Below are 21,135 nucleotides of genomic sequence, written 5' to 3'. Positions count from 1 at the left end.
ATCCGCACCGTTAAAGCTTGATCGAGGCTGTCTTGTGGGCACTCAGGCCGATGTCCTCAAAGCAGCGTATGATCTTGGTCGGTCGCCCGGACTGGCGCGAAGGTTCTCCAATGTTCATGTCACCCCCTCCTATTCAGCAGGCGCGGCTTCGGCACTTGGCGTGAAAGCGACCCTGGACCTTGCTTCATCCATCACTGGCGCGATCCGGCGAAGTCGCAAAGCATTGGTGAGGACGAACACCGACGACAACGCCATGGCGCCTGCTGCAAGAACGGGTGACAGCAACAGGCCAAAGGCTGGATAAAGCGCTCCGGCGGCCACCGGGATCAGGGCCGTGTTGTAGGCAAATGCCCAGAACAGGTTTTCCTTGATGTTGCGCATGGTGCGGCGCGACACTTCGTAAGCGTTCACGACGCCTCTCAGATCGCCCGACATCAGCACGACATCGGCGGATTCAATCGCCACATCGGTACCTGTGCCGATCGCGATACCGACATCGGCATGGGCGAGGGCAGGGGCATCATTGATGCCATCTCCAACGAAGGCGATACGGCCCTCGTCGCCCTTGAGTTCAGTCAGGGCGTCAACCTTGCCGTCGGGCAGAACACCCGCGATGACGATGTCGATCCCGGTTTCCGCGGCAATTGCCTCGGCGGTTTCCCGTTTGTCGCCGGTGATCATCGCGACCTTCAACCCCAGCCCATGAAGCGCTGCAATTGCGGCACGGCTCGATGGTTTGACCGGGTCGGCAACTCCGACAACAGCTGCAATTCTGCCGTCAATGGCTGCATAGAGAGCTGTGCGCCCACGGGTCGCCAGCCTGACCTCCTCGTCCACCAGCGCATCGGTCGCAATACCTTCGCGCTTCATCAGCCGGTCAGCGCCGACGAGCACCCGTTGACCGTTCACAATAGCGGAAACACCATGACCGGTGATGGAGTTGAACTCACTGACCGCGAACCTTTCCACGCTCTCCTTGCCCGCTGCCCGCACGATGGCCTCGGCAACAGGATGCTCAGAGCGAGCCTCAACTGCGGCAATGCGAGACAGGACGAAAGAGCGTTCAAAACCGTCCGCCAGGACGAGGTCGGTCAGTTCCGGCCGGCCCTCAGTTACGGTGCCCGTCTTGTCCAGCGCAACAATGTCGACGTCGGCAAGCTGCTGCAGAGCGTCCCCCTTGCGGAACAGGACGCCCATCTCGGCTGCCCTGCCGGTGCCCACCATGATCGATGTCGGCGTTGCAAGGCCCATGGCACACGGACACGCGATGATGAGCACCGACACACCGGCCACAAGGGCCAGCGTCAATGCCGGGTCCGGACCGAAAGTCAGCCACACCAGGACCGTGGCCACGGCAACGGCCATGACGGCGGGAACGAACCACAGCGTGATGCGGTCCACCAGCCCCTGGATCGGCAGCTTGGCGCCCTGGGCTTCCTCGACCATGCGGATGATCTGCGAAAGGGTCGTATCGGCGCCGACACGCGTTGCCTTGAACTGAAGTCCTCCAGTGCCATTCACCGTGCCCCCAGTCACCGCGCTGCCAGCCGATTTCGCGACAGGCACGGGCTCGCCGGTGATCATGCTTTCATCGACGTGGGAGAAACCTTCGACCACTTCACCGTCAACCGCGAGACGCTCTCCAGGGCGCACTACGACGATGTCGCCAATGGCCAGCGTTTCGATAGGCACTTCCACCATCTCATCGTCCCGCAGCACCCGGGCCGACTTGACCTGCAGGCCGAACAGGCTCTGGATGGCCGCACCGGTGCGCCCCTTTGCCCTGGCCTCCAGGAAGCGGCCCAGCAGGATCAGGACGACAATCACGGCGGCCGCCTCGAAATAAACGGCGCGAACCTCGGCGGGCACCAGATCCGGCAGGAAGGTGGCAACCACCGAATAGAGATAGGCCGCTCCGGTTCCCACGGCCACCAGGCTGTTCATGTCCGGCGCCCCCTTCAAGAGCGCCGGAACCCCCTTCAGATAGAACGACCGGCCCGGACCGAAAAGGACCACGCTCGTCAGCGCGAATTGCAGGATCCAGCTCATTTGCTGACCAATGGTCACCGCGATCAGGTGGTGAAAAGCGGGGATCAGATGCCCGCCCATTTCGATCAGGAACACGGGCAGGGCAAAGGCTGCGGCAATCGCCATCTTGCGCGCCAGCTCACGGGCTTCTTCCGCCTTGCGCTCGCTGCGATCCTGAGACGTTCCTGCGTCTGCCAGACTTGCGGGATAGCCGGCATCCGTGCTGGCCTTCACCAGCTCCTGAACGGTTGTGGCACCTTCTGCAAAGACGATCGTTGCCGTTTCGGCCGCAAGATTGACGCTGGCACTGAGGACCCCGGGCACCGCCTGCAACGCCTTGTCGACACGTCCGACGCAAGAGGCACAGGACATGGACTGAATAGTCAGCGTGACCGTCTGCGTTCGCGCCGGATAGCCGAGATCATCCAGTTTGGCGACCGCTGCGGTGATCTTGTCAGGGGTGGCCGTAAACTGCGCGCTTTCAGTTGCCAGGTTCACGCCGACATCTTCAAGCCCTTCGACAGCCGCAAGGCCGCGCTCGACGCGTCCGACACACGATGCGCATGACATTCCCTGAACCGACAAGGAGAATTTCTGTTGCCCAGACATGGGTCCAACTCCGGCATAGATTGTTCGATTTCCCTCAAATGAGGCTTCCAGTCACTGGAAGGTCAAGGATCGTTCAAGATATTTTTCAAACGTTTTTCTTCTTGACCTTCCAGCCGCTGGAACCGGGAAAAACAGAAAATCGATCAACTACGGAGCCAATCATGAAGTTCAGCGTTCCAGATATGAGCTGTGGTCACTGCAAGGCAACCATCGGCAAGCCCATTGAGCAGGCGGACGGATCTGCCCATGTCGAATTCGACTTGGCGAACAGGACCGTGACCGTGACGAGCATTCGGTCCGCACAGGAAATCGCAGGCGTTCTCAAGGAGGCCGGCTACAGCTCCGAACTGTTGCAGCAAACCCCGTAAGAATTTTATCCCTCTTCTCCGGGGACATTGCCTGATGTTTTCATCCATTGTTCGGCTGGGCGGCCCCGGCGACGTAGGTCGCCGGGTGGTCAACCTCTTGAACGAAAACACGGATTGCCGGATTTATCTGGTCTGAAGGAAAGGCGGCACAGATACCGACCGGGTCCGGCACTTGAAGATGGACCTCGGTGCGAAAGAGGCACAGGACAGGCTCCCGAAAGGCGCCGCGGTCGTGAACCTCACGGAAACGACCTCTCACGCTCTTGCTGCCGTGGTTGTCCGGAGAGGGGGTCTTTTCCTCGATGCATCCGCGTCTCCAGAATATGTTTCGGCTCTTGAACCCAAATCACGACCGGGGTCAGTGATGGGGCGATTGGCCGGACGCCAGTGCGAGATGGTGTTCCTGATGATGCGCTCCCAGTGTCAACACGCCGATAAACCCGAGCCCCGAGAGCTTCTGCAGGTCTGAGGGCTTACTGACGTAAACCGACAGAATTGCGCCGCCGGGCACTTCCGCCACTTCATAGCGGAAACCACGGGTTCCGTTCATGGTGGCGGCATGGGCCGTCAACATCCGCCTGATCGAGTTGGTGACATCGCCGTCTCCCGTAACGGTGAACCGGTAACCATCATCGACCGGCAAGGTTTTTACATCTGCCCGCAAGGTGACGTTGTCCATGTCGGCAAGATGGTTTCGTAGTGCTTCGATATTGACCCTGGACCAGTCTGTTTCAGGATCTGCTTCAAGGATCGCCACGATTTCCTGAATTGCCGCGAAAGCGGACTGTCCCGGTTCACGCGGAACCGCCTTAGCGGATGATGTTTTGGTGCCATGTGCCGCATGCTGCGCGGCAGAATGGTCATGATGCTGGGTTGTCTGGGTCTCGGTCTGGGCCAGGACCGGAGCGCTGCACACGATGATGGCGGCGGTCAGGGCAAGAATGTACCGGCTCATGGTTTCTCCTTTGCTTTGCGTCCCATCTTGCCTGAGGAACTAAAATCAGAACATGATAGCTATCATGTCGATGGATATACCCTCCTTCTTTGAAACGTCCGGAACCTTTGAGCGCCGGGTGCCGGCGGGAGCGTATCTGTTCCATCAAAACAGCAAGGTGGAAAACCTGTTTCTGGTGACCGCTGGTGAAATTCAGCTTGTCCGACACCAGACAGGGGGAGCCGCACTGGTTCTACAACGCGCTTTTCCAGGTGCAGTCGTGGCTGAAGCCTCTGCTTTTGCCGAAACTTATCACTGCGACGCGATCGTCCGATCAGATGCCTGCGTACTTGGGATCTCGAGGCGGCGCTTCCTCGACCTTTTTCGCGCTGACCCGAAACTGTCAGAAGCCTGGGCGGCACGGCTTGCCCGCGAGGTGCAGACAACTCGCCTGAGGAGCGAAATTCTGGCCCTCAGAACAGTCACGGAACGTCTGGATGCCTGGCTCGCCTGGCACGGCACATTGCCGCCGAAAGGTGAATGGCACCAGATTGCCCGACAGATTGCTGTCAGTCCGGAAGCCCTCTATCGCGAAATCGCGCGACGCCGAAGCGCCAAGGGCCTCTCGTTCGAATGAAATCCCAATTGGTTCGACGGAAAAAGCCCGCTTTTGTTTGAAAAAAGCGCAGATCGCGGGCGCCGATGTCGTCACGCCTTGCTCTTTTTGTGATTGCGCAAACCGGCTTCCGGATCACTTTTGGATCATCAAATCGTCCTGAAATTAATGTGTTCAATGACCGCTCTTTTGAGCAGATCCCCTTTCAGGGCGTCCGCGTACTGGGGTGGCTGGCGCAAAGCCAGCTTCAGAACGTGACAAGGAGGATCAGATGAAATTCGCCAAGTATCTTGCAATCGGCATCGTTGCTTCCGTGGTGTCTCTTCCGGCGAAAGCCGCCGATATTGTCGACACGGCTGTTGGCGCAGGCTCGTTCGGCACGCTCGTTGCCGCCGTTCAGGCCGCAGGCCTTGTTGAAACCCTGAAAGGGGACGGTCCCTTCACCGTTTTTGCGCCCACCGACGAAGCCTTTGCCGCGCTGCCGGCCGGCACCGTTGACGACCTTCTGAAACCCGAAAACAAGGACAAGCTTGTCGCCATCCTGACTTACCATGTGGTTCCAGGCAAAGTTCTCTCGACAGATCTTTCGGATGGAATGATGGCGAAGACCGTGGAAGGCAGCGAAATCACGGTAGACCTCGACAATGGCGTGATGATTAACGACGCCAATGTCGTGACAGCAGATGTGGCAGCCGACAACGGCGTCATTCACGTGATCGACAAGGTCATCATGCCGCCGATGTAATCCGGTCGTGGAACGCAGGGTTTGCAGGAGCACAACCAAGCCCCGGCAAACCCTGCTTCCGAAAGCCAAACAAACTCGAACAGCGATAACTTACTTCGAACCGCTGTTGCGGGCCGCAAGGCTTATCCAGGCCTGTCCGAGAACCAACGGCAGAAAACTCATCGTGCCAGCGACCAGGAGACCCGTCAGTCCTGGCCATGGCAATGCCAGAAGCGCTGACAGATCCGTATTCAGAAGTGCCATTGCGACAAGTGAGAGGCACAACGAGATAGCGCCCCAGACATAACCATTGCGAAGGACATCGCTTTTCCAGAACGGGCCTGTTGCGGCACGCATGTTGAAGACGTTCCAGAGCTGTGACAGTGCCAGCGTCAGAAAGGTAACCGTGATGGCTCTCTCCGTTTCCAAACCAAGCAGAAACAACGCGATGACAAATGCAGCAAGCGTCGAAAACGTAATCGTGCAACCGATATAACCGATCAACATCCAGCGGGACCCGTCGACGATAGGCTCACCGGGGTCCCGCGGCGGGCGCTGCATTACCCCGTCTTCCCCCTTTCCGAGCCCCAGGGCAAAAGCGGGGAAGACATCGGTCACCAGGTTGAGGAACAGGATCTGAAGTGGCAGGAGCGGGACAGGCAGGCCAACACCAACCGCAATGCCGACAATCAACACCTCGCTGACGTTGCAGGACATCAGATAAACGACGAATTTGCGGATATTCTCGAAAATGATCCTGCCCTGGCGCATTGCGGCGATGATCGTCGCGAAGTCGTCGTCCTTCAGGACGATGTCAGACGCTTCACGGGCAACCTGTGTGCCGCGCTTACCCATGGCAATTCCGATATCCGCTTTCTTGAGCGCCGGAGCGTCGTTGACGCCGTCGCCCGTCATGGCGACCACATGTCCGCCATCCTGAAAGAGTGAAACCAGGTTCAGCTTGGTGTCGGGTGCCACCCTTGCAAAGACATCGGTCGCCATGAGCTGTTCGCGCTGCTCTGTCGTCGCCTGTGCCATGTCGATCCCGTTTAACTCATGGCCGGACAGCACTTTCAGGCCGGACGGTCCGATGCCTGCGTCCTGTGCGATTTTCGCCGCGGTCTCGGCATGGTCACCGGTCATCATCACAACTCTGACACCCGCCTGCTGACTGGCCCTGATCGCTCCTGGAACGTCTTCCCGTATCGGATCAAGAAAGCAGACCAGTGCGACCAGCGTCAGACCCTCATTGGGATCTTCGGAAGGTGTTGCTGCCGTCTTGAAGGCAAGGGCGAGGAGACGCTGGCCGCATCGGGCTGCCTCTTCCTGACGGCCGCGCCACGCGGCACGGTCCGCATCCGTGAAGGCGCGGATACCTTCGTTTCCTAGAACCTCTGAAGCCGCGTTCAGGACGGCTTCCGGAGCGCCCTTGACGGCATAAAGAAAGTGCCCGTCACCATGATGGACCGTCGCCATCATCTTGCGTTGTGGAGTGAAAGCATACTGTTCTGCCGGCTTCATTGTCTGCAGCAGGCGAGATCTCGCAAGACCCGCGGCAGATGCAGTGGCCAGCAACGATATCTCCATCGGATCACCGATCCGTACTTCATCCGGACCATCTGAATATTCCGCCGAATTGCACAGCGCACCAATCCTGAGAGCGACAGCAAGGCCCTCCGTGGACGCTGGTTCGATGTCCTGGCCTTCTGAACAAAAGCGAATGCCGTTGCCTTCATGCAGAATGTCGATATCCGCGCTGTCGAGAAGATAACGGACGGCCGTCATCCGGTTTTCCGTCAAGGTTCCGGTCTTGTCGGTCAGGATCAGTGTCGTCGCCCCCAGCGTCTCTACAGCCGAAAGTTCGGTGACGAGCGCGTTGCGGGCCGCCATGCGCCACATGCCTCTGGCCAGGCACAACGTCGCCACGATTGGCAGACCTTCCGGAATGGCGGCAACCGCAAGCGCAATTCCGGTTTTAAGCATCTCTGACAGAGGATGACCCCAGAGAATGCCTGCCACGATCGTGAGCGCGGCAAGCACCAGCGTCAGCCAGACCAACTTCTGCCCCAGCCTGTCCAGTCTCCTTTCGAGGGGAGAGATTTCGGCGTCGGCCTGCTGCGCAAGGGCGCTGATCCGGCCAAGTTCCGTCGACATGCCGGTGGCAACAACGATGCCTTCGCCAAGCCCCTGGGTGACCGCCGTTCCGCTGAAAGCCATGTTGAAGCGTTCGGCAAGCACCGTGTCTTCGGCCATCCTGGAAGTCTGTTTTTCAACCGGGACGCTTTCCCCGGTCAGCAGGGACTCATCGCAATGAAGATCGGAAGCGGCCGTGAGGCGAAGGTCAGCCGTGACGACGTCTCCTGCCTCAAGGATCACGATGTCTCCAGGGACCAGAGCCGTTGCCTCGATCTCAAGCACCTTGCCGCCTCGGCGCACACGGGAGTGCGTCGTGGTGACCCGCAACAGTGCTTCCATCGACCGGGCCGCGCGCAACTCGGTGAAGAACCCGATGGCACCGTTCAGAACCAGGACGATGGATATCGCGATCGCGTCGGCGAAGTCGCCCAGAAGCAGAGACATGAAAACGGCGGCTGCAAGAAGCCAGACGATGATGCTCGCAAATTGATGGGCAAGGATTGCGAATGCACTCTTGGTTTTCAGCTCGCGAAACCTGTTGGTGCCGTAACGCCGTCGACGCCTGACAACTTCATCGTCCCCGAGCCCCGCCATGGGGTGAACCGAAAGCTCCTGAGCAACCACTTCAGGGTCGATTGCGAAGGGAGTGTCGATGCTGGTTTGGTGCAAACGGTTCAGGGCTGATGGATCCGTCGAGGCAGCGGCAACTTGGCCGTTCAGGATTAGATGAGAATGCTGAATACACTTGTATCACGGACGAATTCTCGCGGGTGGAACGCGGTACGCCAAGTCGGGACCAATGCTTAGTCCACCCGGAACACCTCGCCGACTGGCTACGTAGTCACCACCAGTTTGCCTCTCAATCGTTTTCCCGGACAATGCAGATGAAGCCCTGTACGGCGCGCGCCCACGCAGGCGAACAGGGGAGGGAGCCGGTACGATGACCTACAAGACGATACTCGCAATCACGGAACTTGATGTCTCCACGGAAACCGTCGGCAAGGCTGTCACGGTAGCGAGGGCTTTTGATGCTCATCTCACGGTGTTACCGATCGGTGAAGTCCCGCAACTGCCGTTCTACGGATCTGGCGGGCACGGATACATCGAAATCTGGGCGAAGGAATTCGACCAGCGAAAGATCGAGCTGACATCCCTTGCATCCCGAATAGAAGCACAGCTTGCAAGGGAAGGTATCTCGTTCGACGTCCGGCCAAGTCTGTCTTCTACCGCTCGCCAAGACAATCTTGTTGCCCGCCATGCCATCTATTGTGATCTGGCTGTTGTCCTGCGCTCCGTGGAGCAAGAGCTCAATTCCGTCGAAAAGAATGCGATCGATGGAGCGCTGTTCGATTCCGGCCGGCCCGTGCTTTATGTTCCCAATTCCTTCAAGGCCGACCACATTGGCACAAAAGTGGCCATCGCCTGGAATTCACGGCGGGAAGCCGCCCGCGCCGTTTCCGAGTCGCTGCCGTTTTTGAAGTCAGCCGAGGACATCACGCTGCTGCTGGTTGACCCGGTCGTCGGCGACAATGATCACGGGGAAGACCCTGGCAGCGATATCGCAACGGTCCTTGCCCGCCACGGACTCGGCATTTCCGTTCAAAGTGTGGCGTCCGCCGACAGGCCCGTGTCCGAAGCCTTGCTGGACAGCGTACGCGAACTGGGAGCCGACCTTCTGGTAATGGGTGCCTACGGACATTCACGCCTGCGGGAGAACATTCTGGGAGGAACGACACGGGAAATGCTGGAGCAAACCGTCATCCCCCTATTGCTGTCGCGCTGAACGACGCAGCTTCTGGCCCCTGGATTTGTCAGGGGCCAGAGGCCCGCGAAAGGCTCAATGCTGACCTTTACCGCGCACGCCGTTACCTTCGCCACGAATACACCGTTGGATTTTCGGCTTGTTCCTCGCTGAGTTCTGCACTCTGCTCCTTAGCTCTGATCCATGTATTCATCCTCGTCATCAATGTGACGATTGGCAAAATCGAACCAGTTCATGCCGTTTTGCCGTTGGGTCATTACCGGTTGTGCGCCGGGGAAGCTGGGGCTGGGCGTAATGGGGGGAGGCATGCCGATCGGATCTACCTCGTCCATTTTCGAATCCAGTGGGTCCGCAATGCGCCAGAACATTTGGTCATCGACGGAGCTGTGGGTGTTGTCGATCTGGTAGCGTTTGAGCAGCGAGTTCGTGTCGTTCAAGGTCAGGTCTACCTGGAACCCCGAGGGGCAAAGCCCGCGGGTGTGCGACAGAGAACCATTGTAATAAAGATGCACGGTCATCTTCACCAGACTGTCGTGCGCTTCTTGCTGCTGCGCGATCTCATGAACCTCGACTTCCATTCGCCGCCATTCGCCGTTCCGTTGGAATTGCGACCATTGCGGACAGATATTGGCCGGGACATCGGGGCCACCCAACTCCAGAGCAATGATGTGTCCCTTGTCCATGTCGACCTTGCCGCTATTGCGTGGGCTGATCAGTTTGGCCTTCTTGGGAATGCGCTTGGTCGCGCCAATCCGAAAGCCCGAAAACGGTTCCGGCGCCGATTTACGGCCCGACGTGGTGTCAAGAGGATAGACATATCCATAGACCGAGGTCTGCCGCTCGTACTGATGATGGGTTCCAGGGGCAATGATTTCAGTTAATACAGTCACCTCACCATATTCGTCGGGACGTTTTTCTTTTCGATCGTACAAAGTGTTGAAGGTGTATACAGGCATCCGGCAGACCCTTTGATAGCTGATCAAGTTATTGGTTGTGAAAATATGTCAATAAACGCGAATGTTGCAGACAGAGAAGATCCGTTCAAGTAACGGATGCAGTTTGATGGTTTTTAGAAGGATTGAACATCCTGTCTGCATTCTTTGGAACGCAGGTTGCTCCGGGCCAGGAGACCGACGGCGGAAAGGTCCAGCGTACCGCCATCACGAACGGCCCCAGGAGCTTTGCCGCTGAACATGGCTTCAAGAGCCACAGTCGGTGTCATTTCCAGATAAATCGTCGATCAGTGTCGTCCAGGGATCATCACAATTCGGCAAAGTGACACTTTCGCCTGACACCAGCGTTCAATCTTGCGGCGCACATGCAACGTCAGGGTGACTGTATTTTGATGCCATGACACAATCGTCTTGTCTGATAACCTATTGGGTTCAAACAGAAGTCGCACTTGGGAATAGCGCGCAACCGCCCACAAGCGAGAATCGCGTAATTTTGATTATGGAATATTTTTAGCGCGGGCGGCATTTCGGAATGCAGCCCGCGCTGTTCTGGTCGTGATGTCAGTTTGCAGGCGTAACGTTTCTATCCGCTTCGGAATCAATCAGCTCCTCAGGAGCTTTCTCGACCGGCGCATTGTTCAGATCCTCAGCCGTTGCCGGCCTGGTTTCATTCACGCTCTCATCAGCTGGAACGGGCCGATATGCAGCTTCCTCGAAGGGCTCCAGCGCATCCAGCTTTTCTGCGGTCGTTTCAACCACCAGCACCTCGCTATCGCTGCGATCTTCGAACTTCACAAGGCCGTACTCGATCGCGACGTTTTTCTCGCCCAGGCCAAGAAAGCCTCCGACACCGATCACGATTGCCTGAATCTGACCTTCAGGACCCACAGTGAAGTCGTTGACGTCGCCAATTGCTTCAGACTCTTCGCTCGTTCCATTGTAGACCGTTCTGCCAAGGAGATCCGTGGCCAGATGTCCTTCTGCCTTTTTCACCATTTGAACGGGCTCAGGGGTGGCAGGAGTTGCCGGCACGGTAGTCGTAGGTACTTCAGTCGAGCTTTGCGCATACGCACCGCCGACCATGAACAGTCCTATTGCGGACGCAGTGACAAGTTCACGTAGCATTGTAACTCTCCCAGATTGAAGTCGCCGGTATCTGATGGGGATGGGGCGACGATATGGGAGTAACGCTCCGGAAATCACCGAGTTCCGGCGCATTTCAAGATTGAAACAGAATGTGAATGTACTGCTCTCATTTGCAGCCATAAATTGAAACTGAGATCGGGAGTACTGAGCTTCCCAAGAACGCGTAGCAGTACCTGCAGGGCATTCTCTGTGAGCCGATCTTCAGTTTCCGAAGATCTTCAGCGCCGTGAACGTATTTGAAGACCAACGCAATTCCGGTGGAAAAGGTGCTCGTTAACTTGCCGACAGGCCTGGGTTTGCAGAACAACCGAATGCCTCGAGCCGGATCCACAAAAGATAGCCACGTTGCAAGTCCGCGAAACGCGGTTTTTATCAACCCGGCGGTTATGAAATCAGTGTATTTCCACAGCAAAAGTGGAACTCATTCCATATGCATATCCATGTTCCCATGATCAGCGGAAGAGATTTCAATCAATCAACTCTGATACTTAGAGATATATATTTCGAAACCTAGGTAACTTTCGCAAGGTATCATTGGGTACTGTTGCATTAACCTTTTCGGAATCAAGTTCACTCAGTTTCATCACGTCAGACCGACAGCAAGCGACCTCAAGCTCTCGATAATAGAACATGCGCACACCGAGTTACCTACTGGCAGTTTCCGTAATCAAGGGCATAATCTCAGGCACTGCGGCAGCGGCCTCCGCAACAGTCACGCCTGTTCACGCTGAGAATATCAAACCTTACGTCTGGTCTTTTTCAAAGCCATCTGAAAGTTCCTACAACATGACGGTAGGCGCTCAGCTTCCTGTTCCAGGCCGGCCTGCATTCGGATCGGATATCAACATGCCAGCAGCATTGCCCAGGCATGTGCTCAATGCGCCACGCAGCTACGTACCGAGTGGAACGCTATGGACACGACTGCGTTTCGAAGACGACTACAAATTGGCAGGAATGGACGAGACGGACCTGACCTTGCGCTTTGACCCGGACAGCGACCTTGCATCAACCAGATTCACTGCAGGAAAGAAAATCAAACTCACAAGGCACGCCAACCTGATCTTGCGAGATTCCTATTCTTTCCGGACGCCCGGTTTCGAGACGAATGACATTGACTGGAACACCACCAAGAGCGTGGAAGTGTCTCTGGGCCCGACCGCGACAGTCCTGGCAGCGGAATTCAACAACTCAAAAGACGACGCCGTGTGGCACTCGAGCGTTTCGTTGCAACAACCCTTGACCAAAGCCTTCACACTTCGGGCAAGCATCAGGGAAATACAGACACAAAATCCCAGTTCCGTTTTCAAGGCTCGGTATTCCCGCACCTGGTAACTGTGCCCTTTGCCACACCGGGGATCTATTCCAATTCCAGGTGCTCCGCTATCAGTTGCCCGAGCCAGGTTTCACTCAGGACATCATCGCCGCCTTTCAGAAAAGCGCGCGCCTCCACCGGATCACGCCCGTCGACTTTGACATCGAACGTCAAGCGCCAACGATCCGTACCGACGACAGGTTGAACGAAAAGATTTATTGGCTCGCCCTTGGAAAGCTCAACAACGGCCTCCACATCGTCCTTCTTCTTCATCCCGTTCAAGGATTTGCCCTGGAATTCGACCACGACTTTCATCTGGTCCTTCGGTCGAGGTTGTCCTGGAATTCCTCCCTGGCCGATGCGGGTTGCGAAAACCTGAGCACCTGACTGAGGCAGCGGATGCTGATCACGCCAGGTCATCTGGTAGGAAAACGTACGTTCGTCACCCGCTTTCGGCAGTTCGTCCGGTAAAAAATATGCGACTATGTTGTCATAGATCTCGTCGTCCGTGGGGATCTCCACCAGTTGAACCACTCCCTTTCCAAACGGTTCGCCAGGTTCGATCCAGACGGACGGTCGACGATCATAAAACACTCCGTCATCCTGAAAGTTCTCAAACTCCCGGTCTCGTTGTGCGAGGCCAAATCCTCTCACATTGTCCGCCCGAAATGTGGACGTGCGAACTTCGGACGGGTTGTTGAGGGGGCGCCATATCATCTCTCCCGACTGGCTAATCATCGCAAGACCATCGGTATCGTGTACTTCCGGGCGCCAATCCCGGCCTTTCAGGCGATTGGACTCAGAGTACCAGTACATGCTTGTGAGTGGCGCTATTCCCAGTCTTTCCACGGACTTTCGGAAGAATAGGTGGCTTGTCACATCCATGACCTGCCCACTGCCCTCCTCATTTTTCATGTGCATTCGATAGGCGCCGGCGACAGATGGGCTATCAAGAAGTGCATAGACAACCAAACCGTCATCTGTCGATGCGGATGGTTCGAACCAGAATTCCGTAAATCTGGGAAATTCCTCCGGAATCGAAAGTCCGGTGTTAAGGGCAAGTCCGCGCGCCGACTGCCCATACTGGCGAGACTGGCCATCTGTCCTGAAATAGGATGCGCCCAGGAAGGAAACCCAGTCGGTTTTCAAATCCTCCCGCATGACGCGGAACCCGGCAAATCCGAGATTTTCGGGCAACTTTCGCGCCGGACTGTCGTGCGGCATGTCGAAATAGTCAGGTGAATAGAGAATTTCTCGGGAAACGCCATCAGCGACTTCGTTCAGCTTGACCGGTTGCTTGAAGAAGCGGCCCAGGTGAAAAAACTGAATTGGGACGCCTGGTACCAGCTCCAGGGTAGCCGACTTGCGAAAGCTGATCTTCCAATGCGCGTCGTAGTCAATTTCCTCCAGAAGATCTTCAGATCGCACTTTTTGCGCTTCATACGGTCTTGTCCCGAGTTCCCGAGCCTTCGCGATCACCGTCGCAAAACTGAATTCTTCAGGGTCTCCCCGGTGGTTCTTCAGGTCACTGGATTTCGCATAAGCGCTTTGGACAAATGCCATGAAAAAAAGTGCAATGAAAACAGATCTGCTCATGAAGTTTCCAGTCGGTCTTGCTTCGTTGTCGTTGAAAGACGAACGAACGGACAAATTAGTTCATGGTGCAAAACACCGGGCTTCCAGGTTGGGAACAGGATCGCAGGAATGAGGCGTCGTTTTGACAAAAGTCGGCCATGCGTAAGGCAAGTTTATGAAGGCTCGAATCCAGCGCCACCGACGTGCCCTGTTGCGATTATCCGAGTTCGTGCAGGATCAGCACTCCCGGGAAGACCGCAAAGTTTCAAGATCCCTTCATTTTGGCGCCCCCTGCCCGGAAGCAGTACTCGCACAAGAGGATCCCGCTCCCCGCGGCGCCCGATCAGCGCGCAGCGAGGCCGAACAGGGATTTTGCCAGCGCAAGTTTGCCTTCGGTCGCCCGTTCACAACATGCCCGGAAGTAACCGCCCGGCGAGCTGATTTTTTCCGGATCCCGCAAGGCCTTTTCGGCCACCATCGCCAGAATTGCCGCCGCAACATGCCGCCCCAGCCTTCCGCAGGCTTCGGTAAAGCCTTTTTCACTTAATCCGATACCGATCCTCAGCACGTCGGTTGCGGCAATGAGGTCCGGCCAGCTTTTGAGAGACAGCCCAAAATCGCCCTGGATCGACGTACATGCGCTTTCCAGCAAAGAGATCGAAACAGCGTCCAGGGTTTCCGATCGGACAAAATCCGCCTTACCGGAGCCTTTCTGCAGTGTATATCCCTTGTTGGAGCCCCCACCCCGCTCCGCTTGCTCCCTTTCAGGAGCTATTTCGGCGCCGTAGGCGACGTTAGTCTTGTTTTTGATTTCATCTGCCTGAGCAGATGTCCGGTTATTTGAACAAGAGTCTGGTGAGTTTGTATTAAATATAGGGGTGACATTGATGTCATCTTCGCATGACGATTCCTCATTTTTATGTGCTGTTGACTGCGTATTGGAGGCCTCATTCAGAGCTTCCATCACCAGGTCGTAAAGGTCCAGCAACGCCTGAGCTTTTGCCTGAACATCAGTCTCCGCGTCCAGAATGCTTGCCATCTGATCCAGGAAGTCTGTCAGGTCGACGTCTTTCGTTGCATCGACGATGTCGACAATCGCCCTGGAGACCCTCATGACCGTCCGTTTGGATTCCCGGACGGCATTGAGATGAGCCTGCCATTCGTCGGCCTGGCGCTTGATTTCGCGGTATCGCACTCTTGCCGGCGTGAAATCGAGACCATAGGCAAAGGTAATGTCGCCACTGTCGTTGCGGTGCACCCACCTGCGGCCGGTAGAACTGTCCCTGTAGGCAAGAATACGGGCCTCGACCAGCTGCTTGATGGCGCGAATGACCGTTCGTTCACTCTTGCCGACATATGAGGCAAGCTTCTCGTTGGAGATGGCAACGACAGGCCTGTTGTCCCCTTTCCAGTCGTCCGGCTTTGACAGGCCAAGCAGGATGTCCAGGACATGGTAGGCTGTCGACGTGAGACCGATCGGCTGGGCCGCACGTTTCAAGGCAATAGCGACTTCGGATTTTCCAATATCGGGAATGTCGTTCGACATTGCCAGACGCTGGGACGCAAGTATCCCCGGCGTCACCTTCCGGAAGGAAGAGACGTTCGAAACAGCAGGCATGACAACCTCCGTTCACCGACACGAGCCAACGTGCGGCGTTATGCGTTTCAGGAGGTTCAACTTCGGGAAATCGGCAGAAATCCACCGTTCACACAAGATGGATCTTGCGCGTGATTCGGAATTCGCCTAAAACAGGGAAGTGTTGAGGTTCCTGTTTGGACGTTCCAAGTTGAACCGTGATTAAAGAGACTGAACGGTTGCCGCCGTTTCGGTCTCTTTTCATTTGGTCTCTATTTCTCTCGCACCGTCTCCTTCCTCACGGGGCCTGGCCGAAATCCGGCCTCTTGCCGATATGGCCCGGGACGACACCTGAACACCTGCCCCGGATCATTGTGCGCCCGGCATACCCTTTCGAGGTATGCTGCGACCATCTTCAGCCCTTCGTACGTCCCGTTTCCTGCCGTTGCCGCAGAAAATCGCGATAGACGTCCGGAAGGTTCTCCTCCAGCCAGTGACTGAATTCAGCTTCGGATTTCGGTATCGAGAACACGGTTGCCGCCGATGTTCTCTTCAGTTTTGCCAGTACCGTTCCGTTCGATGTGATTTCTGCTGCAGCCTGTGTTGCCAGCGCAGCCTTCTTTTGTTTGCCTCTTGCGGCCTGCGTTACCATGGACATTCTGTCCTGCGCAGCAGCCAGCCTGAAATCCTCACCGCCTATGACGGATCGAACGCGCTGTTCGGCGGCAGGGTCTTCAAACAGCTTCGCCAGTTCCATCCACGCCGGCCGGCCAACATTCCTGGCACGGCCAATCGCGCGAATGATGTCGTGCGGGATGCTGTCGGCGATCTTCCGCATATTGGAAATGACCGTTTGAACCTGGCCGAGCACCGGCTGCATCTCGCGCTGCTTGAGCCCTGCTTCGCGCAGCTGCACAGCCCACAGGACCATCTCTGCGAAGGTCAGGTTTTCGCGGACGCCGTTTTCAAGCGACTGTTCCTTGATCAGCTCGGCGTCGCTCAGCTTGCGAACGTACGCCTTGACCTTGAACGTCTCCGGTTTGCCGGCTTCCGCCATCAATGTCTGAATGGCAAACAGCCTGCGGTGTCCATAGGCCAGCTGATAGCGGTCTCGTTCCGTGGGGTGCGGGCGCACCAGAACGGGGATCCTCTGCCCCTCATCCTGGATCGAAAGCTTGAGTTCCTCCAGGGCCTCCTGCGCTTCGAGGTCTGTTTCGAAGCGATCGGAAAACGGGCTTGGGTCGATTTTCGACGGATCAAGGGCAACGATGCTGTCCTCGCGCATATGCGACAAGGCGCGCCCCATGGAATTCACGACGGGTGCGGTTACCTTCTGGCCCGCAACCGGTTTGGGCGGCTCCTTCTTGTCGGCAGCTGCAGCCGCCGCGTCGGACATCATTTTGACGATCGACTTTTTCATCGTCAAACCTCCCTGCCCCATACACTCTTGATCAGATCGAGAATTTCGGCGTTGACGCGGTCTGCGCTTTCCAGCGCCCGCTTCAGGGTTTCCCGGCCGACTTCACCGGATTCGATCTCGTAGAGACTTTTCTTGGCAACGCCGGCAGATGCGATGGCGGTCGATTCAATCGCCTCGGCCACAAGGACGTCGGTCCCGAACAAGTCCCGCATGGTGCCGGACATGATCTTCTGCGGCCCGTCATTGGGGTTGACCCTGGTCAGCAGAAACTTCGTGAAGTCATGTTCGAAAACCGCACCGCCTTCGGACAACGTATGGGTCACATCCGAAATCATCTTCAGGAACTGGGAGCAAGACGAGACGTCGAGCATGGCCGGGTGAACGGTGATGATCAGGCCCGTTGCCGCATAGAGAGCCGCCATCGTCGTGTAGCCGAGCGAAGGTGGCGTATCGAGGACAACGACGTCATAGTGCTCTTCAACCGACTGGATCACGGCATCGAGGCGCTGGAAGAACAGGCCAAGCTCGTCGGTCGTCCTTTCGGCAAGCGCGGTCGGCGTATCGTATTCGAAATCCATCAGGCGCAGGTTGCCGCAGGCAAGGTGAATGCCCGGGAAGTAGGTCTCGCGTATGACCTCGGAGAACGGCACGCGGTAATTGTCATACCGCAAAGCGTCGTAAGTCGTGTCGGTCCGCTCGTCATCGTCTTCGCCGGACCGAAGATCACGGTCCGGCTGAATGCCGAAGGTCGTGGTCATGGAGGCCTGGGGATCCAGGTCGACACACAGCACCCGGTAGCCCTGGATAGCCAGGTAATGGGCCAGGTGAACGGAGGTGGTCGTCTTAGAGCTGCCACCCTTGAAGTTCGCAGCAGCAACGACCTGCAGTTTCTCTCCCGGTCGGCGATGAGGCACGAGGCGATGCGCATCGTCAGGCCTGAGTTCCGCGAGGAATGCCCTCAGTTCCCAAACCTGATCGACTGTATAGATCCGGCGGTTGTTTTCGGCGCGATGCGGCTGCGGGCCCTTGCCTTCCAGCGTCAGGGTGCGCAGCGTGCTTTCCGGCACGCCCAGCAGACGAACCAGATCCGTCGTGGAAAACGTCCGGCCGAAAACCTTGCGGGCTTCCGGCGGGTAGGTCATTTCGCGCATCGTCTGCAAACGGTCCGAAAGCTTCTGCGTGAAACTTTCGATTTTTGCGGTCGTATCGCGTCCACCGGAAAATTGTTCGGTAACGGCCATTAATGCCCTCTGACGGTTTCGTGCCCGATATGAGCGGTAACTCCGTCATGGATGCAGGATTCCAGCAGATGGTGCAAGGAAATTTAAGTTAACGAAACCCTAACCCGGCCTGGTTGAACCGGCATTCCAGATGCCTCTACGAAACTTTCCGACCCGACGGGTGTGCCAATCTTTGCCAGTGCCAGAGCATCATTCTAGCCGATCCTAATTTTTCCTTATTTATTTCAATTACTTAATTTGCCCTCGAATACTACCGCGAGGTCTCCGGCGATGGACCGGCCACATTTTCAGAACACTGGCTGAAGTTAAACCCACGCAAAATCTTCCTTGAAACTTTTCCGGGTGTTTTGCCGGTTAAAGGCAGATTTTCTGATGTTTCAACAGAATCGGTACGGTCAGAACAGGCGATCAGAGCTCGCTCAGGACTGGCGCAAGGTTCACCACAGAACTGGCAATCCGGCAAAATGAGAGCAGCTCACCAGAGGCTGCTCCTACTTTTTCAACTCCCCATAGAGCCCAAGCAGAGCGCCAGGAAGCCTGGAAAGGTCCGCGAGCTTTCTGACATTCTTGCTGCCAAAAATCCTGCCGGAATAATCGTTACGGTTGTCGCCGAGCGAGAAACAGAAAACATCGATGCCGGCCATCGCCAATTCGCGCGAGGCGAAACGGGCGTCTTCCAGGAGATAATCCGGATCATCGACGTCAATATCGGACGGCTCGCCATCAGTCACCACCAGCAATACTTTTCGATATGCCGTCCTTTCGGCAAGCTCACGCCCACCGTGACGCATAACCGGGCCCAGCCGGGTCGAGAATGCACTTTGCAGTCCGGCCAAGCGTTCATACACGCCTTGGTCGACCGGTTGGCCGAAGTCCTTGATCCGCGCATATCGGACCGTCTCCCGAGTGTCCGAGCAAAACCCTGCTAGTGCACAATTGTCGCCGGTCGTCTCCATCGACCCGGCCATAATTGCGGCAGACAGGCGTTCAAGATCGAGAACGCTGGCGCCCCCCTCGCCTGCCGGCTCGCCGGTGGAGTGTGACTGGTCGATCAGCAACAGGATGTCCAGGTCCCGGCCCTTGCAACTCTTCCGGCCGAAGATCCTCGGATCGGGGATCTCCCGGTTGCGGCGACTTGCCTGGGCATCGATGCATGCATCCAGATCGAGAAAGTCACCGGTTTCCAGCCGGCGCTCCCGCTGGAACGCATTCACATTGGCACCGGAGATCAGAGAGATGAGAGAACTCTGTATCCTGGTTTCTTGCCTGAGGCTCCGCAACAGACCGGTTGCCGCCTTTCGCGGCGCCTCAGTGACATGAACAGTGCACCAGTCCGGGCGCATGCGGCGGCTGACATGATCGTATTCGGGATAGGTGATCAGCCGGGTTACCGCGTCCTCATCTCGAAGCCTTAGCTTTTCCGCTGCCGCGGCCTCCTCTTCGTGCTTTTCTTGCTCTTCGGGCTCCTGCTGCTCGGCCTCGTCGCGTTCTTGTTGCTCCAGGCGCACACCTTCCGTTTCAACCGCAACATCCATCTCGATCAGGTCCGGTTCCTCGTCGAAGGTCCAAATACCGAGGTTGTCGTCCCTGTAGGCCGGCTGCACCACATAGGTGCGGGCGTCGAACTGCAGCCGCATCTGCCCCAGATCGTTGGCAAGCAGTCCGCCAATTCTTCGGCAGAAGGTCTGGTCGTTGGGGGTCGCGGCAAAGGCTTCCTCGAACAGACGTTTTCCTTTCTCCACCCAACCGTTGGCATCGCTGTATTCCGGATCTATCAGCGTGCGCGACAACCGAGCCATCAAGGTTGTCGCCAGGTCTGCGGAGCGTGCATCGATGGTGTGGAAGCTGCTCCAGAGAGACCTCAGTCCCGGCATCTTTTGCAGAGCGAGCCGTTCGACCCGCGCATCTTCAAGCAAGGAGATAACGGCGACTTGCAAGGGTTTCAGGGACTTTCGCTCAAACACCTGCCGGGTGAAGGCAATGTGAGCGCCGACATGGGCAAGAGCCGCATGATAAAGCTTCAGGCTGTCCGCGCGGTCAAAACCCGGGAATCCCGACGGCAGACGAATGCCATCCCGTCCGAACCCGGCCCTGCGACGCATTTGCTCCGGAGCTGTGGCCGGGGTTTCGACAATGGGCGGAAGCTGCCCCCACAAGGCGGCATGAAATGTCTTCAACCGAAGCTCTTCGTCGTCAAATCGCAAGACTGACGACTGCCGGTCAAGAAAGTGCCGCGCTTCCGGGTCTTCACCAGCGAGAAACAACCGCGCCTTTTCGCGGTTCGTCAGTCTGAGTGCCAACCCCATGCCGACGAATGTCCTGTAGCCGGACAAGCCGATTTCTGCCAGGGATCTGTCAGACGTCTCAAGCAGTGCTTCAACGGCTTCCGGCAAGTCGCGTCCGGTCCGTTCCAAAAGAGCGCACCACTCCGAAAAAGCAGGAAACGTCTTCAAGTACTGCGCTGCGCGAGCCGCTGTATGCGGCACCCTTGCCGATGCGCAGCGGCCGGAACGAATGGCAATCCAGGAAACCAGGCGTCCGAGATCGGCTGCGGCTTCTTCCGAAACCGCCTCCGCAACCATCGGGCCACAAGTACGATAGGCTTGCGTTACGGTTTCGCCGTAACCGGCCTGGGCAATCCGGGACAGGGCTTTAGTCCAGACGGCAGACATTTGCCGTTCATATTCGCGCGTCTCAACGGTGTTGGTCTTTGCCGTGGCAGCCTCGGTCATCGT

General features: G+C 57.0%; 15 protein-coding genes. 5 read left to right on the top strand and 10 right to left on the bottom strand.

The window, feature by feature from the left end:
* Positions 1-129 precede the first annotated feature (129 nt).
* On the bottom strand, positions 130-2,637 hold the full coding sequence (locus B0E33_RS29905; RefSeq protein WP_077294428.1) for a heavy metal translocating P-type ATPase: 2,508 nt from the start codon (positions 2,635-2,637) through the stop codon (positions 130-132).
* Between the two features lie 161 nt (positions 2,638-2,798).
* On the opposite strand from B0E33_RS29905, the gene B0E33_RS29900 reads away from it, so the two are divergent.
* Positions 2,799-3,005 (top strand): heavy-metal-associated domain-containing protein, encoded by a 207-nt coding sequence (locus B0E33_RS29900; RefSeq protein ID WP_077294426.1) that lies wholly within the window; start codon positions 2,799-2,801, stop codon positions 3,003-3,005.
* A gap of 358 nt (positions 3,006-3,363) precedes the next feature.
* On the opposite strand, the gene B0E33_RS29890 is transcribed toward B0E33_RS29900, so the two are convergent.
* Positions 3,364-3,960: a hypothetical protein gene (locus tag B0E33_RS29890; protein WP_077294420.1), complete on the bottom strand. Its 597-nt coding sequence runs from the start codon at positions 3,958-3,960 to the stop codon at positions 3,364-3,366.
* Positions 3,961-4,024: 64 nt separating this feature from the next.
* Between B0E33_RS29890 and B0E33_RS29885 the strand changes: the two genes are divergently transcribed.
* Positions 4,025-4,576, top strand: a complete 552-nt coding sequence (locus tag B0E33_RS29885) for a Crp/Fnr family transcriptional regulator (protein WP_167579711.1) — start codon at positions 4,025-4,027, stop codon at positions 4,574-4,576.
* Between the two features lie 250 nt (positions 4,577-4,826).
* A complete protein-coding gene (locus B0E33_RS29875; protein ID WP_031269461.1) occupies positions 4,827-5,300 on the top strand; it encodes a fasciclin domain-containing protein in 474 nt (157 codons plus the stop codon).
* 90 nt (positions 5,301-5,390) lie between these two features.
* Here B0E33_RS29875 and B0E33_RS29870 read toward each other — a convergent pair whose 3' ends face one another.
* Positions 5,391-8,009 carry a cation-translocating P-type ATPase gene (locus B0E33_RS29870; RefSeq protein ID WP_322853570.1) on the bottom strand — a complete coding sequence of 873 codons (2,619 nt, stop codon included), beginning with the start codon at positions 8,007-8,009 and terminating at the stop codon, positions 5,391-5,393.
* A 346-nt stretch (positions 8,010-8,355) separates the two neighbouring features.
* Here B0E33_RS29870 and B0E33_RS29865 point away from each other — a divergent pair, with 346 nt between their 5' ends.
* Entirely contained in the window at positions 8,356-9,198 is an 843-nt protein-coding gene (locus B0E33_RS29865; protein ID WP_023001354.1) for a universal stress protein, read from the top strand.
* A 149-nt stretch (positions 9,199-9,347) separates the two neighbouring features.
* Here the strand turns inward: B0E33_RS29865 and B0E33_RS29860 are convergent, their stop codons facing one another.
* Positions 9,348-10,133: a DNA/RNA non-specific endonuclease gene (locus tag B0E33_RS29860; RefSeq protein WP_023001355.1), complete on the bottom strand. Its 786-nt coding sequence runs from the start codon at positions 10,131-10,133 to the stop codon at positions 9,348-9,350.
* Positions 10,134-10,691: 558 nt separating this feature from the next.
* Entirely contained in the window at positions 10,692-11,213 is a 522-nt protein-coding gene (locus B0E33_RS29855) for a PRC-barrel domain-containing protein (RefSeq protein WP_167579709.1), read from the bottom strand.
* Between the two features lie 909 nt (positions 11,214-12,122).
* Here B0E33_RS29855 and B0E33_RS29850 point away from each other — a divergent pair.
* The gene (locus tag B0E33_RS29850) at positions 12,123-12,608 is read left to right on the top strand and encodes a hypothetical protein (RefSeq protein ID WP_156912574.1); all 486 of its coding nucleotides are present in this window, start codon (positions 12,123-12,125) and stop codon (positions 12,606-12,608) included.
* A gap of 25 nt (positions 12,609-12,633) precedes the next feature.
* On the opposite strand, the gene B0E33_RS29845 is transcribed toward B0E33_RS29850, so the two are convergent.
* The 5 genes from B0E33_RS29845 to B0E33_RS29825 form a co-directional block, all read right to left on the bottom strand.
* Positions 12,634-14,184, bottom strand: a complete 1,551-nt coding sequence (locus B0E33_RS29845) for an OpgD/OpgG family glucan biosynthesis protein (RefSeq protein WP_077294402.1) — start codon at positions 14,182-14,184, stop codon at positions 12,634-12,636.
* Positions 14,185-14,506: 322 nt separating this feature from the next.
* On the bottom strand, positions 14,507-15,781 hold the full coding sequence (repC, locus tag B0E33_RS29840; protein WP_077294399.1) for a plasmid replication protein RepC: 1,275 nt from the start codon (positions 15,779-15,781) through the stop codon (positions 14,507-14,509).
* A 373-nt stretch (positions 15,782-16,154) separates the two neighbouring features.
* Complete coding sequence (repB, locus tag B0E33_RS29835; protein ID WP_077294397.1) at positions 16,155-17,159, bottom strand: plasmid partitioning protein RepB; 1,005 nt, start codon at positions 17,157-17,159, stop codon at positions 16,155-16,157.
* Positions 17,160-17,161: 2 nt separating this feature from the next.
* On the bottom strand, positions 17,162-18,400 hold the full coding sequence (gene repA, locus B0E33_RS29830) for a plasmid partitioning protein RepA (RefSeq protein ID WP_023001362.1): 1,239 nt from the start codon (positions 18,398-18,400) through the stop codon (positions 17,162-17,164).
* 491 nt (positions 18,401-18,891) lie between these two features.
* Entirely contained in the window at positions 18,892-21,132 is a 2,241-nt protein-coding gene (locus B0E33_RS29825) for a nitric oxide reductase activation protein NorD (RefSeq protein ID WP_167579707.1), read from the bottom strand.
* Between the last annotated feature and the right edge of the window lie 3 nt (positions 21,133-21,135).

Source organism: Roseibium algicola (assembly GCF_001999245.1).
Classification (GTDB): Bacteria; Pseudomonadota; Alphaproteobacteria; order Rhizobiales; family Stappiaceae; genus Roseibium; species Roseibium algicola.
This window is presented reverse-complemented; position numbering and strand designations above follow the sequence as displayed.

Bases quoted from the DNA above. Each gene is read 5' to 3' on its own strand.
- repC (WP_077294399.1), bottom strand. From the start codon at position 15,781: ATGCCTGCTGTTTCGAACGTCTCTTCCTTCCGGAAGGTGACGCCGGGG.
- B0E33_RS29865 (WP_023001354.1), top strand. From the start codon at position 8,356: ATGACCTACAAGACGATACTCGCAATCACGGAACTTGATGTCTCCACG.
- B0E33_RS29825 (WP_167579707.1), bottom strand. From the start codon at position 21,132: ATGACCGAGGCTGCCACGGCAAAGACCAACACCGTTGAGACGCGCGAA.
- B0E33_RS29860 (WP_023001355.1), bottom strand. From the start codon at position 10,133: ATGCCTGTATACACCTTCAACACTTTGTACGATCGAAAAGAAAAACGT.
- repB (WP_077294397.1), bottom strand. From the start codon at position 17,159: ATGAAAAAGTCGATCGTCAAAATGATGTCCGACGCGGCGGCTGCAGCT.
- B0E33_RS29905 (WP_077294428.1), bottom strand. From the start codon at position 2,637: ATGTCTGGGCAACAGAAATTCTCCTTGTCGGTTCAGGGAATGTCATGC.
- B0E33_RS29875 (WP_031269461.1), top strand. From the start codon at position 4,827: ATGAAATTCGCCAAGTATCTTGCAATCGGCATCGTTGCTTCCGTGGTG.
- B0E33_RS29890 (WP_077294420.1), bottom strand. From the start codon at position 3,960: ATGAGCCGGTACATTCTTGCCCTGACCGCCGCCATCATCGTGTGCAGC.
- B0E33_RS29900 (WP_077294426.1), top strand. From the start codon at position 2,799: ATGAAGTTCAGCGTTCCAGATATGAGCTGTGGTCACTGCAAGGCAACC.
- B0E33_RS29850 (WP_156912574.1), top strand. From the start codon at position 12,123: ATGCCAGCAGCATTGCCCAGGCATGTGCTCAATGCGCCACGCAGCTAC.
- B0E33_RS29870 (WP_322853570.1), bottom strand. From the start codon at position 8,009: ATGGCGGGGCTCGGGGACGATGAAGTTGTCAGGCGTCGACGGCGTTAC.
- repA (WP_023001362.1), bottom strand. From the start codon at position 18,400: ATGGCCGTTACCGAACAATTTTCCGGTGGACGCGATACGACCGCAAAA.
- B0E33_RS29855 (WP_167579709.1), bottom strand. From the start codon at position 11,213: ATGGTCGGCGGTGCGTATGCGCAAAGCTCGACTGAAGTACCTACGACT.
- B0E33_RS29845 (WP_077294402.1), bottom strand. From the start codon at position 14,184: ATGAGCAGATCTGTTTTCATTGCACTTTTTTTCATGGCATTTGTCCAA.
- B0E33_RS29885 (WP_167579711.1), top strand. From the start codon at position 4,025: ATGTCGATGGATATACCCTCCTTCTTTGAAACGTCCGGAACCTTTGAG.